This is a genomic window from Aeromonas salmonicida subsp. salmonicida, from assembly GCF_001643305.1.
Classification (GTDB): Bacteria; Pseudomonadota; Gammaproteobacteria; order Enterobacterales; family Aeromonadaceae; genus Aeromonas; species Aeromonas salmonicida.
The window spans coordinates 14949-28208 of record NZ_LSGW01000046.1 but is presented as its reverse complement, the minus strand read 5'-3'; the positions used below and the strand labels follow the sequence as shown (position 1 = coordinate 28208).

Annotated in this window: 12 protein-coding genes and 1 pseudogene; 6 read left to right on the top strand and 7 right to left on the bottom strand. The window is 57.3% G+C overall.

Annotated elements, in window-relative coordinates; genetic code table 11:
* Nucleotides 1-61: 61 nt before the first annotated feature.
* Both AXW79_RS05345 and AXW79_RS05340 read left to right on the top strand, forming a co-directional pair.
* Nucleotides 62-433: a hypothetical protein gene (locus AXW79_RS05345; RefSeq protein WP_005316799.1), complete on the top strand. Its 372-nt coding sequence runs from the start codon at nt 62-64 to the stop codon at nt 431-433.
* Nucleotides 434-571: 138 nt separating this feature from the next.
* Nucleotides 572-2983, top strand: coding sequence for a YgiQ family radical SAM protein (locus tag AXW79_RS05340; protein WP_005316798.1), 2412 nt, complete (start codon nt 572-574; stop codon nt 2981-2983).
* A gap of 58 nt (nt 2984-3041) precedes the next feature.
* Here AXW79_RS05340 and AXW79_RS22775 read toward each other — a convergent pair whose 3' ends face one another.
* From AXW79_RS22775 to AXW79_RS05325, 4 genes and pseudogenes are all read right to left on the bottom strand, one after another.
* On the bottom strand, nt 3042-3359 hold the full coding sequence (locus AXW79_RS22775) for a hypothetical protein (protein ID WP_011898484.1): 318 nt from the start codon (nt 3357-3359) through the stop codon (nt 3042-3044).
* Nucleotides 3360-3486: 127 nt separating this feature from the next.
* A pseudogene (locus AXW79_RS05335) lies at nt 3487-4400 on the bottom strand (DUF4917 family protein).
* A gap of 585 nt (nt 4401-4985) precedes the next feature.
* On the bottom strand, nt 4986-5204 hold the full coding sequence (locus AXW79_RS05330) for a DUF7661 family protein (RefSeq protein ID WP_005316793.1): 219 nt from the start codon (nt 5202-5204) through the stop codon (nt 4986-4988).
* A gap of 103 nt (nt 5205-5307) precedes the next feature.
* Nucleotides 5308-5937: a hypothetical protein gene (locus AXW79_RS05325; protein ID WP_005316791.1), complete on the bottom strand. Its 630-nt coding sequence runs from the start codon at nt 5935-5937 to the stop codon at nt 5308-5310.
* 356 nt (nt 5938-6293) lie between these two features.
* Between AXW79_RS05325 and AXW79_RS05320 the strand changes: the two genes are divergently transcribed.
* The 4 genes from AXW79_RS05320 to aqpZ all read left to right on the top strand — a co-directional run bounded on the left by AXW79_RS05320 (nt 6294) and on the right by aqpZ (nt 9249).
* Nucleotides 6294-6533, top strand: coding sequence for a hypothetical protein (locus AXW79_RS05320; RefSeq protein WP_005316788.1), 240 nt, complete (start codon nt 6294-6296; stop codon nt 6531-6533).
* Between the two features lie 65 nt (nt 6534-6598).
* Complete coding sequence (locus AXW79_RS05315) at nt 6599-7510, top strand: Gfo/Idh/MocA family protein (protein WP_005316786.1); 912 nt, start codon at nt 6599-6601, stop codon at nt 7508-7510.
* A gap of 183 nt (nt 7511-7693) precedes the next feature.
* Nucleotides 7694-8215 (top strand): crossover junction endodeoxyribonuclease RuvC, encoded by a 522-nt coding sequence (gene ruvC / locus AXW79_RS05310; protein ID WP_005316784.1) that lies wholly within the window; start codon nt 7694-7696, stop codon nt 8213-8215.
* A gap of 347 nt (nt 8216-8562) precedes the next feature.
* Nucleotides 8563-9249, top strand: a complete 687-nt coding sequence (gene aqpZ, locus AXW79_RS05305; RefSeq protein ID WP_005316782.1) for an aquaporin Z — start codon at nt 8563-8565, stop codon at nt 9247-9249.
* Between the two features lie 66 nt (nt 9250-9315).
* Here aqpZ and AXW79_RS05300 read toward each other — a convergent pair whose 3' ends face one another.
* The 3 genes from AXW79_RS05300 to AXW79_RS05290 form a co-directional block, all read right to left on the bottom strand.
* Nucleotides 9316-10077 carry a lytic transglycosylase domain-containing protein gene (locus AXW79_RS05300; protein ID WP_005316779.1) on the bottom strand — a complete coding sequence of 254 codons (762 nt, stop codon included), beginning with the start codon at nt 10075-10077 and terminating at the stop codon, nt 9316-9318.
* 155 nt (nt 10078-10232) lie between these two features.
* Entirely contained in the window at nt 10233-11630 is a 1398-nt protein-coding gene (locus AXW79_RS05295) for an alpha-amylase family protein (RefSeq protein WP_005316777.1), read from the bottom strand.
* A 192-nt stretch (nt 11631-11822) separates the two neighbouring features.
* A complete protein-coding gene (locus AXW79_RS05290; RefSeq protein ID WP_005316775.1) occupies nt 11823-12986 on the bottom strand; it encodes a M23 family metallopeptidase in 1164 nt (387 codons plus the stop codon).
* Nucleotides 12987-13260 lie beyond the last annotated feature (274 nt).

The following is a 13260-nucleotide window of genomic DNA, read 5'->3' as shown; positions in this document are numbered from 1 at the left end:
GCGGATGGTATCACGGCAGCCGGCGGTTAATATGTAACCAGTTTTAACCTTGAGGTGAGCTATGTTGCCATCTGCTATCTATGAGCCGCTGCCTTTTGCCTATATGGGCAGCGGTTTGCTGTTGCTGGGGGTTGCCGAGCAACCGGGTCTGCTGCTGGCCGGACTGGCGTTCTATCTGGCCGGTTCCCTGGCCTGGTTCAGACGCAGTGCCCATAGGCGCATCGACAAGCCACTCCCTGCCCGCAAGCAGGGCTGGCCGCTGTGGCTCTACGAGAGCCGTCCGTTTGCGCTGATCCTGCTGGGGTTGCTGATGCTGCGCCTCGCGACCCACCCCATCTTCCTGGTGCCGGCCCTGGTCTGGTGTCTGCTCGGTGGTTATCAGCTGCTGCAGCGCCATTACAGCCGCATAGTGCTGGCCCGCGTCCTGGCCTGATCCCGTTCAACCCGCGTTATTGAGGCGAGCCCGTCACTGGCTCGCCTTTTTCCTCGTGCTCTGTAGGGGCAAAAAGCCATCGCCGCCGCTTCGCTCTGCCGGTATAATGCGCGACCCGAATTGTTCCAGGTGTTCAAAATGCAGCCGGTTACCCACCTTTTCTCCTATCCCCGCTACTGGGCAGAGTGCTACGGCACAGCGCCCTTCCTGCCCATGTCCAGAGCGGAGATGGACAAACTCGGCTGGGACAGCTGTGACATAGTCCTGGTGACCGGTGACGCCTACGTGGATCACCCGAGTTTCGGCATGGCGGTGATCGGCCGCATGCTGGAATCCCAGGGCTTTCGGGTCGGCATCATTGCCCAGCCGGACTGGTCATCCAAGGATGACTTCATGCGTCTGGGCAAACCCAACCTCTTCTACGGGGTGACGGCGGGCAACATGGACTCCATGATTAACCGCTACACCTCCGACAAGAAGCTGCGCCACGACGATGCCTACACACCGGGAGACATAGGCGGCAAGCGGCCCGACCGCGCCACCCTGGTCTATACCCAGCGCTGTAAAGAAGCTTTCAAAGAGGTGCCTGTAGTCATCGGTGGCATAGAGGCGTCGCTGCGCCGCATCGCCCACTACGACTACTGGTCCGAGACCATACGCCGCTCCATCCTGCTCGATGCCAAGGCCGACATCCTCATCTACGGCAACGCCGAGCGGCCGCTGATCGAGGTGGCGCACCGCATCGCCAATGGCGAAACCATCGACACCATGCAGGACATTCGCGGCACCGCCGTGATCCGCAAGGAGCCGCTGCCCGAGTGGCGCGGGGTGGATTCGAGCAAGCTGGATCAGATCGGCCGCATCGACCCCATCATGAACCCCTATATGGAAGGGGCGCCTTGCTCGGATGACGAGGGCACGGCGCCAGTGGAGCAGGAGGCCAAGCCGGTATTGGTGCAGCCACCCAAGCAGAAGCCGTGGGAGAAGACCTACGTGAAGCTGCCGGCGTTCGAGCGGGTGAAGGAAGACAAGGTGCTCTACGCCCATGCGTCGCGCATCCTGCACCACGAGACCAACCCGGGCTGCGCCCGTGCGCTCTCCCAGGCCCACGGCGATCGCATCATCTGGGTCAACCCGCCCGCCTTCCCGCTGGAAACCGACGAGATGGACGGCGTGTTCGGCCTGCCGTACCAGCGGGTGCCGCACCCGGCCTATGGCAAGGAGAAGATCCCGGCCTACGAGATGATCAAGACCTCGGTCAACATCATGCGCGGCTGCTTCGGCGGCTGCTCCTTCTGCTCCATCACTGAGCACGAGGGGCGTCTCATCCAGAGCCGCTCGGAAGAGTCGATCATCAAAGAGATCGAAGAGATCCGCGACAAGGTGCCTGGCTTCACCGGCGTCATCTCGGATCTCGGCGGCCCCACCACCAACATGTACAAGCTGCGTTGCAAGAGCCCCAGGGCCGAGCAGACCTGTCGCCGCGCCTCCTGTGTCTGGCCGACCATATGCCCGCACATGGACACGGACCATACTCCGACCATCAACCTCTATCGCAAGGCGCGGGATGTGAAGGGGATCAAGAAGATACTGATCGCCTCCGGGGTGCGTTACGACATAGCGGTGGAAGATCCGCGCTACATCAAGGAGCTGGCCAAGTACCACGTCGGCGGCTACCTCAAGATTGCCCCCGAGCACACCGAGGAGGGGCCGCTCTCCAAGATGATGAAGCCGGGCATGGGCAGCTACTACAGCTTCAAGGAGCTGTTTGACAAGTATTCCAAAGAGGCGGGCAAGCAGCAGTACCTGATCCCCTACTTCATCTCCGCCCATCCGGGCACCACGGATGAAGACATGGTGAACATGGCGCTCTGGGTCAAGACCAACAACTTCAAGCTCGATCAGGTGCAGAACTTCTACCCGTCGCCGCTCGCCAACGCCACCACCATGTATTACACCGAGAAAAACCCGCTCAACAAGGTGAGCCGCCAGGGCGGGGACGTGTTCGTGGTCAAGGGCGAGCGCCGTCGCCGCCTGCACAAGGCGCTGCTGCGCTACCACGATCCGGCCGGCTGGCCCATGATCCGCGAAGTCTTGCTGGAAATGGGCAAGGGTCACCTGATCGGCAACGGCCCCAACTGCCTGGTGCCGCCGGAAGGACGTGGCGAGGCGGTGGCCTCGCGCAGCATCAACAAGGGGCTCAAGCCCGCGTTGACTCGTCATAGCAACATTGTTCACCAGCGGGGTAATGGGGCGGGCAAGGGTGCCTCTGCCGGTAAGGGCGCAGTGGCTGCCGCCTCGCAAGGCAAGGCTCGCAACGACACTCCTGCCGCCAGCAAGGGCGGCAAGGCGGGCAATGGCAAGCCAGTCGGCTCCCAGCTCAGCAAAGGTGCTGGCGCCAACGGCAAGCCTGCCGCGCAGGGCGCAGGTCAGAGCAAGCCAGCAGGGCACAAGGGTAAAACCCCGACTCGTGCTGGCTCTGCCAAACCTGCCACTCAGGGCGGCAAGCCTGCGGCCAAAGGGAATGGTGCCAAGCGACCTGCTCGGTGAGTTTTCCTGATTGGAAAGCGATAGAAATAAAAAGGCGACCGGGGGTCGCCTTTTTATTTTATGAACATGGTAGTAGGTGTCTTAGAACAGCTTTTAAAAAAGCACTAGTATTGTTGTTTTGGATGCATTCAACTTCACCAGTGCTAATATGATACCCTTGAGATACAGACATCTTATCGTCTGAACATCTATTTATAATATATTGTGCAACTGGGAATAATAAAGAGTCGAATGTCCCCGGGGTAGTAGTGTTTATATTATTTTCAAACATCTGTACATACAGCGCACCCAAATCATCAATCCATAAGTAATATTCAATATTGCCATCACCTTTTATCTTTGGTGCTTTCCCTTGAAAACCCTCTATTTTTTTCATGTCAACTCCATATTGAATTAAAATAATTTGGATACCCACCTTTTTGACCGCGGTGGACCTTCTTATTCGGTGAGAATGCTAATTTCGGTCAGCGAAATGGTGTGTGTTCCAGCTTGTTTTTTGAGGATTATTTATTCCATACGTTAACAGTGGCTGCATCATAAATTTCAAATTTCTTTTTAGGAAATGCTTCACGCCACATTTCTACTTTATTCAATATCCTTTTGTTATGTTCTTGATCAAGGTCGCCAAAAACTCCAATGAAAATAGTAAGTTTACTATTATTATGGTTTATAAAGTCAAAGACATGATTATCTTCATCCCTAATTGAATGTCCGAATATGAATAAAGATCCTGTAATGCTTTTTAATGATGAAAATGTTCTAGATAGATAACCATTCTTCTTTATTCTTGCAAGCTTATGACTTGTTCTGCAAGGGGGATGCCAGTGCTAGAATAAGAGAGTTTCTCAATATCTGAACCATCACTGAAAATGTGCATGGCTCCGTGTATATAATAAACAGATTGCCCTTGTTCCATGCCTATCTCCCAGTGGAGTGATGTGTCTCTTTCTTCAAGGGGAAGATATTCATCTTGATATGGATATCGAAAACCATCATCACACTTCAACTTCTGGTTCGGCATATCCATAAAATGCATGTACACCCAGTATAAAAGGAGGTCATAGTTGAATGTATATACTTTGCCACCATCAAAATGCATTAGAAACTCACGACAACTATTATATTGTCTATCAGTGATTTCTGATGGCTTAGGCGGGTGGGCTTTACTTATTACATGAATTAATGTTTGTTTTAACTCTTCAATGTCATTGCTAATGTAGTCTGATATAACCCCATCTGTATCATAGTGCTGTATTATATCAAGAGTCTCTAGAAGACGTCGCATAACAAATTCGAAGTCATACGTACCAATAGAACTAAATAGATCTTTCATCCTTTCTGAGTCAATATTTTCTGATAATGTCTTATAATTAAAAATTTTAGGGAATAGTGATATGCTGAAACCATTACCTAACATTAGGTGTTTTTTAGTATTTCCAGCAATAGCTAAACATTCAGCAAAACTTTTAATGTTCATTTAATATCTCGCAAATATGTTGAAACCAAACTTTTAGAGAAAAAATTTGGGAGGGAAATCTGGGACACCCGCTGTTTGTATGAGGCGTATCACCACCAAATCCTACGCTACCGCCCTTGGATGACAGCTTCCAATATGCTCCATTGACCTGTGAGGGTAGTAACCCATCGCAGCTCAACAGGTTCTGAATGGCCATGGTAAGCCAAACGCAACTGCCGAGGTGAGCCTTAAAGTGATGTAACTATCAGAAAAATCTAGTTTTTTTTACCTCTATCAAACTCTCCTTTCTCTGCGACCTTGCCACCAACCGGACAGAGATCGGGCGCTGGCTGCTGGCCATCCTGTGGCTATGGCTTGGCGCTGGATCCCCCTAGATTGTTTTGCTGGTGCAACGTATAAGCTGTCAGCTGCTGCGCAGATGGAGCAATCAAGGGGCTGTGCCGGTAGGGCAATTGAGGCAGGGAGGAAAAAACAGCCCCTCTGACCTGAACGATGGCATGGCCGACAAAGCAGTCAGCGGGCGGTTTACTCGATACGCACCACATCGGGATGGGCGGCGCTGGCGGCTTCGTGATAGATATCGTCAAGCCAGCGCGCGATCTCATCCTCGGTCAGAAAGTCGGGAATAATGACGTCGCGGATCCGCGAATATTTACGCTCGGGCAGGCTGACGTTAAACAGCAGCCACTGCTTCCCCTCTCGTTTTACGCCAACCAGCCTGCCAAAGACGCTGAATATCATCATGTCCATGCTCCTTCTCGTGCTCTTTGCCAACGCCGCTGTGGCCTGTTGCGTACTACTGCTTTACCGCGCTGCGTTATCGACTGAGCCTGCCTAAATGCCTTGCTTAATACCACGCCAACATGGCATCGAACACGCGGGTATGGGTTACCTGCAGGTTATCCTCCTTGACCGCAATGGCGGCGCTATAGAGCTGGGCATCGGACTCATTATAAAACTGCACCAGATAGTTCTTATGGCGACAGGCTCCATAGAGAGACAGGCTGTTTCTCGCGCAGTGGCCGAGAAACAGCGCTGAGCCAAGGCCGATCATCAGGCCGGACATATCCATCAGATTGACGGCGGGCAGGGCAAATAGTGCCTCGGCTTGCTGCGCGAGTTCATAGAGCGACATGGCAAACATGGCGCCACAGAGCAACAGTTTGAGGCGGGCTAGGCTGGTGAGCTTTGTCTGCATCAGTTCTGGCGAGACAAAATAGAGGTTCTCCAGATGTCGTCTCTGCTCCGTGACAAGGATCCCGCGTACATTGACATCGACCTCGACCAGGGTCGATTCGCGATAGACCAGCCCCTCTTTTTCCCAGTCGTTCGCCAGCATGGCAACCAGCACCGGATAGACAACCACGGCGAGGCCGCAATAGATCGGCAGCGCATTGTATCCGCTGGATAGCAGCCCAACTGACAAAATGACGAATATATAGGGCGACAGGGCTTTGACTGCAATGGATGATTTCATCGTTATATATCCATCGGAAATCTGGGTCATCCACCGTTCTGGGCAAGGCATAACGCCACCGAATCTCACGCTGCCGCCCGTGGATTACAGCTTCCAATATGCTCCATTGACCAGCGAGGGCAGTGACCTATTGCAGTTCAACAGGTTCTGGATGGCTATGGTAAGTCAAACGAAGCTGAGCCAGCGAGCACAACACGGAGGCAACCATCAGAAAATCATCGTTTTTTGAACTGCGTCATCAAAGCGCTTAAGCGGACGGGATAAAGGCGGGCAAGCAGGCGCGGCTTTGCTATCTTGTTCGGCCTATGGATAAGGGGAGGGGCTGAATGGCCGGCTCCCTTGCACAGGAGCAATAGATGGCGGTGAAAGCCAAATCCAGAAGAGAGAAAATGGGCAGCGGGCTGGGGCTGCTGCTCGGGATCCTTATTTTCAATCTGATTGCCTACCAGTTTGTTCAGACAAAAGCGCTCTCCGAGACCAACCGGGTGATAGGGGCCATTGTCAGCGCCCTGCTCTGCTCCGAGCTGGGGGTCAGAGTGGGCAAATGGTTGGATGCCAGGGAGCAGGCCAAGGGGCTGGGGAAAGAGCTCGAATAGAAAGCTCTCTATAGAAAGGTCGGATGTTACCCTGTGCCATCGCATCCATCACAAGGAGTTCCCCCATGCGCATTGCCCTGATTGGCCTTGGCGATATTGCCCAGAAGGCCTATCTGCCGCTGCTGGCCAGCGACGAGCGAGTCACCCCGCTGCTCTGCACCCGCAATCCGGCGGTGCTGGGCAAGCTGGCCCGCCAGTACCGGATCCCCGAGTGCTTTACCGATGTGGATGCGCTGCTAGGGAGTCGCCCGGATGCCGTGATGATCCATGCCGCCACCGCCGTACATGGCAAACTGGCCGAGCAGTGCCTGCGTGCCGGCATCCCTACCTTTGTCGACAAGCCGCTCTGTGACAACGCCGCCGAAGTGGAGGCGCTCGCCAATCTGGCCATGGCGCAGGATTGCCCGCTGTTTGTCGGCTTCAACCGCCGCTATCTGCCCGCCATGAGTGCGGCCCGTACAGATAATCAGCCGCTCACCGAGCTTAACTGGCAAAAACACAGACACGCCCTGCCGGGGCTGCCGCGCCAGTTCCTGTTCGATGACTTTATCCATGTGCTCGACAGCCTCTATTTCTATGGCGGCCTGCCTACCGGGGATCTGCATGCGGTGCTGCGGCGAAGTTCCCAGCAGCCCGAACTGCTGGCCGGGGTGAGCGTCGCCTGGCAGAGCGGGCAGACGGCGGTGAGCGGCAGCATGAATCGCGGCGCCGGCATCACGGAGGAGCGTGTCGATGCTTACGGCGACAACCTCTCCCTGCACCTGGAAAACTGCACCCGGGGCACGATTGCCCGAGACAAAACTGTGCAGACTCTGGCACCGGACGACTGGCAGCCGGTACTGGCCCAGCGGGGCTTCGTGGCAATGCTCGATCACTGGTATCGGCAAATCGAGCTGGGCAAGGCCGATGGGGCACTCATCGAGAGCTATCTGCATGGCCATCGACTGGCCGAGCGGCTGGTGGCGCTGGCGGACTGACCTTTCTCCTGCGCCTGCCGTGCCTGATTTGGCGGGCTTGCACGGGTGAGTAAATAGGCAAACCACTGTACAAGATGACGGATCCCTGCGCAGTCAGCCGGCGAGGGCGCCGCCGCGCGAGCCAAGCGGACGCTTGTTTGCTATCTTGGCGCCCATGAACTGCCTTCAGAGCAACAGAGTGTCATGAGCATTATTTTGGGCATAGACCCGGGGTCGCGGATCACAGGCTACGGCGTTATCCGCATAGTCGCAGGCAAGGCGGAATACCTGGGCTCCGGCTGTATTCGCACCGACTTCGGCGAGCTGCCGTCGCGCCTCAAGCAGGTGTATGACGGGGTGAGCGAGATCATCACCCAGTTCAAGCCCGACGAGTTCGCCATCGAGCGGGTCTTCATGGCCCGCAACGCCGATTCGGCCTTGAAGCTGGGTCAGGCCCGTGGCAGTGCCATAGTCGCGGCGGTCAACGCCCTGCTGCCGGTCAGCGAATACTCGGCGACCCAAATCAAGCAGGCGGTGGTGGGCACGGGCGGCGCCGCCAAGGAGCAGGTGCAGCACATGGTGACCCATCTGCTCAAGCTGTCGGCCACGCCCCAGGCGGATGCGGCGGATGCGCTGGGGGTGGCTATCTGCCACTTCCATACCCGCCAGAGCCTGATCAAGATGGCGGGGCGGGCCACCAGCTCGGTGCGCGGTCGCTATCGCTGAATCCAGCCGACGCTGACTGGTGTCTGAGTACCACTGTAAGAGGAGGGCGCCCGTGCGCCCTCCTCGTTTATCCGCTCCATTGATCCACTCGCATGCTGACTTGTTGTCAAAAGAGTCAGCAGTGTCACAAGTTGTCGCATGGCATGGATGAGCTCCGTCTGGTGCAGTTTGCATCTTGACGGCAATCCCCCTAACTAATCAATAACTTGTGATTCTCATCACATTTCAGGAATAAGGCAGGCCCACTTCGCCTTGTTATTTCACACTCCCATAATGTGTCGCCCGTTTAATAACGGCGACCTCATGAGCGCTGGCTCATGTTCCATTCATCATTGGGAGATATAAATGTGAAACCTTTTGCAGCTGAGTTTATGGGCACCTTCTGGCTCGTGTTGGGGGGCTGTGGCAGTGCCGTCTTGGCCGCCGCCTTCCCGAACGTGGGGATTGGTCTGCTGGGCGTGGCGCTGGCATTTGGTCTGACTGTGCTGACCATGGCCTATGCCGTCGGCCACATTTCAGGTTGTCACCTGAACCCGGCCGTGACACTGGGGCTGTGGGCCGGTGGCCGCTTCCCGGCATCCGGCGTGTTGTCTTACATAGTCGCTCAGGTATTGGGCGGGATTGCTGCCGCGGCCGTGCTCTATGTGATTGCCAGCGGTCAGGCCGGCTTTGATGTGAGTGCCGGCTTTGCCTCCAACGGCTATGGCGAGCACTCACCAGGCGGTTACAGCCTGCTGGCGGCCCTGGTGTGTGAAGTGGTCATGACCGGCTTCTTCCTGTTCGTCATCATGGGTGCCACCGACAGCCGTGCACCGGCCGGTTTTGCCCCCATTGCCATCGGTTTGTGCCTGACGCTTATCCACCTCATCAGCATTCCGGTGACCAATACCTCGGTCAACCCGGCGCGCAGCACAGGGGTTGCCCTGTTTGTGGGGGATTGGGCCGTCAGCCAGCTGTGGCTGTTCTGGGTTGCTCCGATCGTCGGTGCCATTCTGGGTGCGTTGGCCTATCGCGTGATTGCAACGAAAGCGTGATCCGTGACGAAAAAGTGTGGTATCGACACGCCCCCGGGCGTGTTTTTTCGTTTCAGGGGGAGGCATTCAAAGACCCCGAGCGCTCAGCATCTCCTTGTAGCGCAGGTGCAGCAGTTGCACCCGTTCCACATAAGCGCGGGTCTCGGCGTATGGGGGTATCCCCCCATGTTTTTGCACCGCACCGGCCCAGGCGTTGTAGGCGGCGGTCGCCAGCGCTATGTTGCCGCCATATTGCTTGAGCAGACCTGCCAGGTATTTCACCCCGCCAAAGATATTCTGCTCCGCCATCAGGGCATCACCGACCCCCAGCTCACGGGCCGTGGCGGGCATCAGCTGGGTCAATCCCATGGCCCCCTTGCGGGAGATGGCTTGCGGGTTGAAGGCCGACTCTGCGTGGATCAGCGCCCGTATGAGTGCGGGCTCCACCTGATAGGCCTTGGCCGCCGCCTGTATGGTGCTGGCATAGTCATAGAGAAAGAGACCCGTGGTGTGCCAGTTGACCCTGGAGGCCGGGTTGCAGGCGTAGCAGTCGTTGAACAGCAGCAACTCATAGTGACCCTGATCCGGCATCAGGTCGGAATAGCGCACCACGCCATTTTTTTGCACCGATTTGTAGACCTGGATCTGGCGAGTGCCGGATGGCTGCGTGATTTTTGCAGGCGCTGGCACCGGTGCAGAAACAGGGGAGGGTGACACGCTGGGGGCAGGTGCCGCCTTGGGAATGTGAAGGGGAGCCTGGGTCTCGGCGGTCAGGATCACCACCTCCGCCGGCGGTGGCGTCCGGCTCCAGCCGGGCGGGGAAAACAGCGGGATCAGCCCCATCAACATCCATGCTTTCAACGGCTTGCTCCTTCAGCCTGATTGGCCTTGTGAGTAAAGCATCCTGATGGTGGCAGAACAAGCTGCCGATGAGCGCCGGGTTGAAATAGGCGGAGTAAACAAGCGGGGCCGCGCAGTGGCGGCCCCTGGCAGAGTAATACTCCTTATTCTTGCAGCCAGAGTCGGGCGCTGCGGGCGGGAATGGCGACCCGCACCCACTGACTCTGCACATTGATGACGGCATTTTGATCGAGCACATCCCGGTAATTGCGATACCAGTTCATCTCGAATTTGGCGGTATCGAGCCAGTACTCCTGCTCGTACTCGCACTTGTTGACACCAACCAGCCCCTGCTTGCCCCGTTTGAACAGCACGAAGCAGTCGCCGCTGCCGACCAGTTGCATGGGCTGGCCCTGTACGGCGTTATGGAAGCGGATCATGCCTTTGAGATCCGCGCGCTGGTAATAATCCTGCCAGCGCAGCCCATCCTTGGCCTGGGTCTCGCCGTGATCGGAATAGACCAGCGGCGAGCCACCATCGCGACCGAGCAGGTAGGCATAGGCCAGCTTCTCGTCGGTCTGGTTCAGGATCTGGTAGCGAAAGCCATCGTTGGTGGGAATGTCGTGGGTGATGGCGAAGGTGACGGCACGGCTGCCCGGCAGGGCCTGACCGTAGGCACCGGGGTCGGCCAGCAGGCTCATGCTGCCGCCATAACCGAGCGCCCCGCGCAGGGAAGCAAACAGCGGAAAGTCATAGGCCCCCTGACCGCTGTTGTCGAGATAGGGTTTGAGGAAGCGCTCGTAATCCGTGCTGCCGGCGCCCCCCGTGGTGATCACCTCGCCAAAGACGTGCATGCCCTGTTTTATCTCTGGGGTGAACACTGCATTGATCTGGTAATCGCTCATGTGCTTGACCGCATCGACCCGAAAGCCCTTGATACCCATCCCCTTGAGCGCCTTGAGATAAGCCTGCTGCTGGCTCACTACCCAGTTGTTGGGATCAAGGTCCGGCAGCCCCTTGTCACCGGCGCCGCCACACAGGCGCCAGTACTGGACGTGGCCCGGATCGCTCCAGTCGGTGATGCAGCCTTCGGGGTGAAAATCCGATCCGGCCAGCAAGTTCTGGCCGAGATCGCCGAACAGCTTCTGGCGTTCGAAGTAGGTGGGGTTGGCCGCATACTGGCCGAGCAGCTCGCTGCCCGGGTAGTTGAGATCGCTGCGCTTCCAGCTCTCGTTGGCCATGTGGTTGAGCACAATATCGGCATAGACGGCTATGCCTCTTGCCTGCATGGCGGCGATCAGCTGCTCGAGATCCTGTTTGTTGCCAAGGGGGGTATCGATGAGGCGCAGATCCTGCGGTTGATAGCGTGCCCACCACTCGTTGCCCGATGATTTGAGGGGCGGCGAGATGAGCACCTGCTTGTAGCCGGCGGCCTTGATGAGATCGGCCTTGGCGATGACTTCGCTGTATTGCCAGTTGAAGGCGTGCAGTATGACGTCGGCGTGTGCCAGAGGGGCGATCAGCATGCCTGCGATCACCCAGATTCCCGCTGTTTTTTTCATTATTGTCTGTCCTTGTTTGGGTGCCCATGTGGGCACCCAGAGCCTCACACCGGCCCTTCGGGCCGGCAATCTCCTTTTGACTGTTTTGTGAGCGTTTTCAAAGCAGACTGTGCGGATCTGTGACGGCTTGCATAAAACCGCCTGGCCCCGTCATTACTGACTTTCCCATCACTGCAGCGGTTGGCCGGCAACTCAGTCGAGGCCGTTGTTATAGAGTGGCTGCCAGGCACAGAAGCGCTGGCCGTTGCGGCTGTTCTGCAGCCAGAAGCGGTTGCAGTTGTCGTCGTAGTTGCTGGCGCCGACGTTGACGGCATAGCTGCTCAGACGCTGTCCCTGCAGGGACTGGAACACGCCGTTGTAGAGCAGGGAGAAGTGCAGGTGCGGACCCGTGGAGGAACCGCCCTCGCACAGCGCCTCGTTGCGATTGCTGGCGTAGGTGCCTATGGGGGTATCCGCCGCCACATAGTCGCCGCTGCGTACCGAGATGCCGCTCATGTGGTAGTAGTTGGTGGCCCAGCCGTTGGGGGCCGTGATCCGCACCTGGCAGCGGGAGAAGACGGTGACAGTGCCGCTGTTGGCGGCGGTGACAGTGTAGGTGGCACCGCCCCAGCCCGGCCAGTCGTAGGAGACGTCGATGGAGGAGTAGGGGTAGCCCGAACCGGTATGGGAGTGGGCGCCGTTCACCTTCCAGCTGTAGCCCTGGCGCCAGGGCAGCTGGAACTGGCCACCGGCCAGCCGGGCCGAGGGAAGCGCAGCAGGGGCTTTGGGCGACGTCATGGCTTCCTTGCCAAACAGGGTCTGCCACTGCTCGCTCAACTGCTGCCGCTCGTGCGGGCCAAGCAGACTGCCCAGGGCGGCCTGATGCGCCGCCAGCGGGGGGAGGGCAGGGACGCTGCGCTGGCTCAGTCGCAGCTGGGCTTTGGCCTGGTAGAAGCGCTCGGAGAGCTGGCGTGCCATCTGTTCGAGCTGGTTATCGAATCCCCGGGCCTTGACCAGCTTGGCGAAGGGTGCCGCCATGGCTTGCTTGGAGGGGGCCGAGATGAGCTGGCTGTTTGCCTCCATAAGGGCCAGCAGCAGTTGGGGGTTGAGGCTGGTAATGCCGCTCCAGTGCAGGATCACCTCTTCCTTGGGCAGCAGGTGAGGCGCCTGTTGCAGCAGAAAGTCGTGCAGATCGAACGCCATGGCTGCCTCGCCAAACACGAAGTGGGCCTCGTCCAGTGGCACAGTGGCGCCGCCGGTGGCGTTGAGCTGCTGCTGGGTGAAGTGGTAGGGAGCAATCGGGATGTGGATGTCGCCGGCCCAGCTGGCGGTGGGCAGCAGTGCCAGCATCAGCAGGGAAGGGATAGGTTTGAACATGGTATCTCCTTGGCAAAGTGGTGAGGTGACAGCGTGGGGGTTGTCCCACTCAGGCAACGACAGCGCTATGCTATGCCAAGGCTTCACCATAGGGTGAAACACCAAGATTGCTATTCGATTGAGGCTTTTTATGGCTGGGTGTAACTCATCAGGCTTGTTAACAAATGTTTACGAAGTGATTTTGATATTTTAAATCATAGGTTTACGTACGATTAAATAGTCCCTTGCCGTAAAATTAATCACCGCGAGCAAGCCGTGCCCACATTGGGATACC

What these genes read in the sequence shown, in the direction of transcription:
- AXW79_RS05345 (WP_005316799.1), top strand. Translation starts at nt 62, where the DNA reads ATGTTGCCATCTGCTATCTATGAGCCGCTGCCTTTTGCCTATATGGGC.
- AXW79_RS05340 (WP_005316798.1), top strand. Translation starts at nt 572, where the DNA reads ATGCAGCCGGTTACCCACCTTTTCTCCTATCCCCGCTACTGGGCAGAG.
- AXW79_RS22775 (WP_011898484.1), bottom strand. Translation starts at nt 3,359, where the DNA reads ATGAAAAAAATAGAGGGTTTTCAAGGGAAAGCACCAAAGATAAAAGGT.
- AXW79_RS05330 (WP_005316793.1), bottom strand. Translation starts at nt 5,204, where the DNA reads ATGATGATATTCAGCGTCTTTGGCAGGCTGGTTGGCGTAAAACGAGAG.
- AXW79_RS05325 (WP_005316791.1), bottom strand. Translation starts at nt 5,937, where the DNA reads ATGAAATCATCCATTGCAGTCAAAGCCCTGTCGCCCTATATATTCGTC.
- AXW79_RS05320 (WP_005316788.1), top strand. Translation starts at nt 6,294, where the DNA reads ATGGCGGTGAAAGCCAAATCCAGAAGAGAGAAAATGGGCAGCGGGCTG.
- AXW79_RS05315 (WP_005316786.1), top strand. Translation starts at nt 6,599, where the DNA reads ATGCGCATTGCCCTGATTGGCCTTGGCGATATTGCCCAGAAGGCCTAT.
- ruvC (WP_005316784.1), top strand. Translation starts at nt 7,694, where the DNA reads ATGAGCATTATTTTGGGCATAGACCCGGGGTCGCGGATCACAGGCTAC.
- AXW79_RS05300 (WP_005316779.1), bottom strand. Translation starts at nt 10,077, where the DNA reads ATGTTGATGGGGCTGATCCCGCTGTTTTCCCCGCCCGGCTGGAGCCGG.
- AXW79_RS05295 (WP_005316777.1), bottom strand. Translation starts at nt 11,630, where the DNA reads ATGAAAAAAACAGCGGGAATCTGGGTGATCGCAGGCATGCTGATCGCC.
- AXW79_RS05290 (WP_005316775.1), bottom strand. Translation starts at nt 12,986, where the DNA reads ATGTTCAAACCTATCCCTTCCCTGCTGATGCTGGCACTGCTGCCCACC.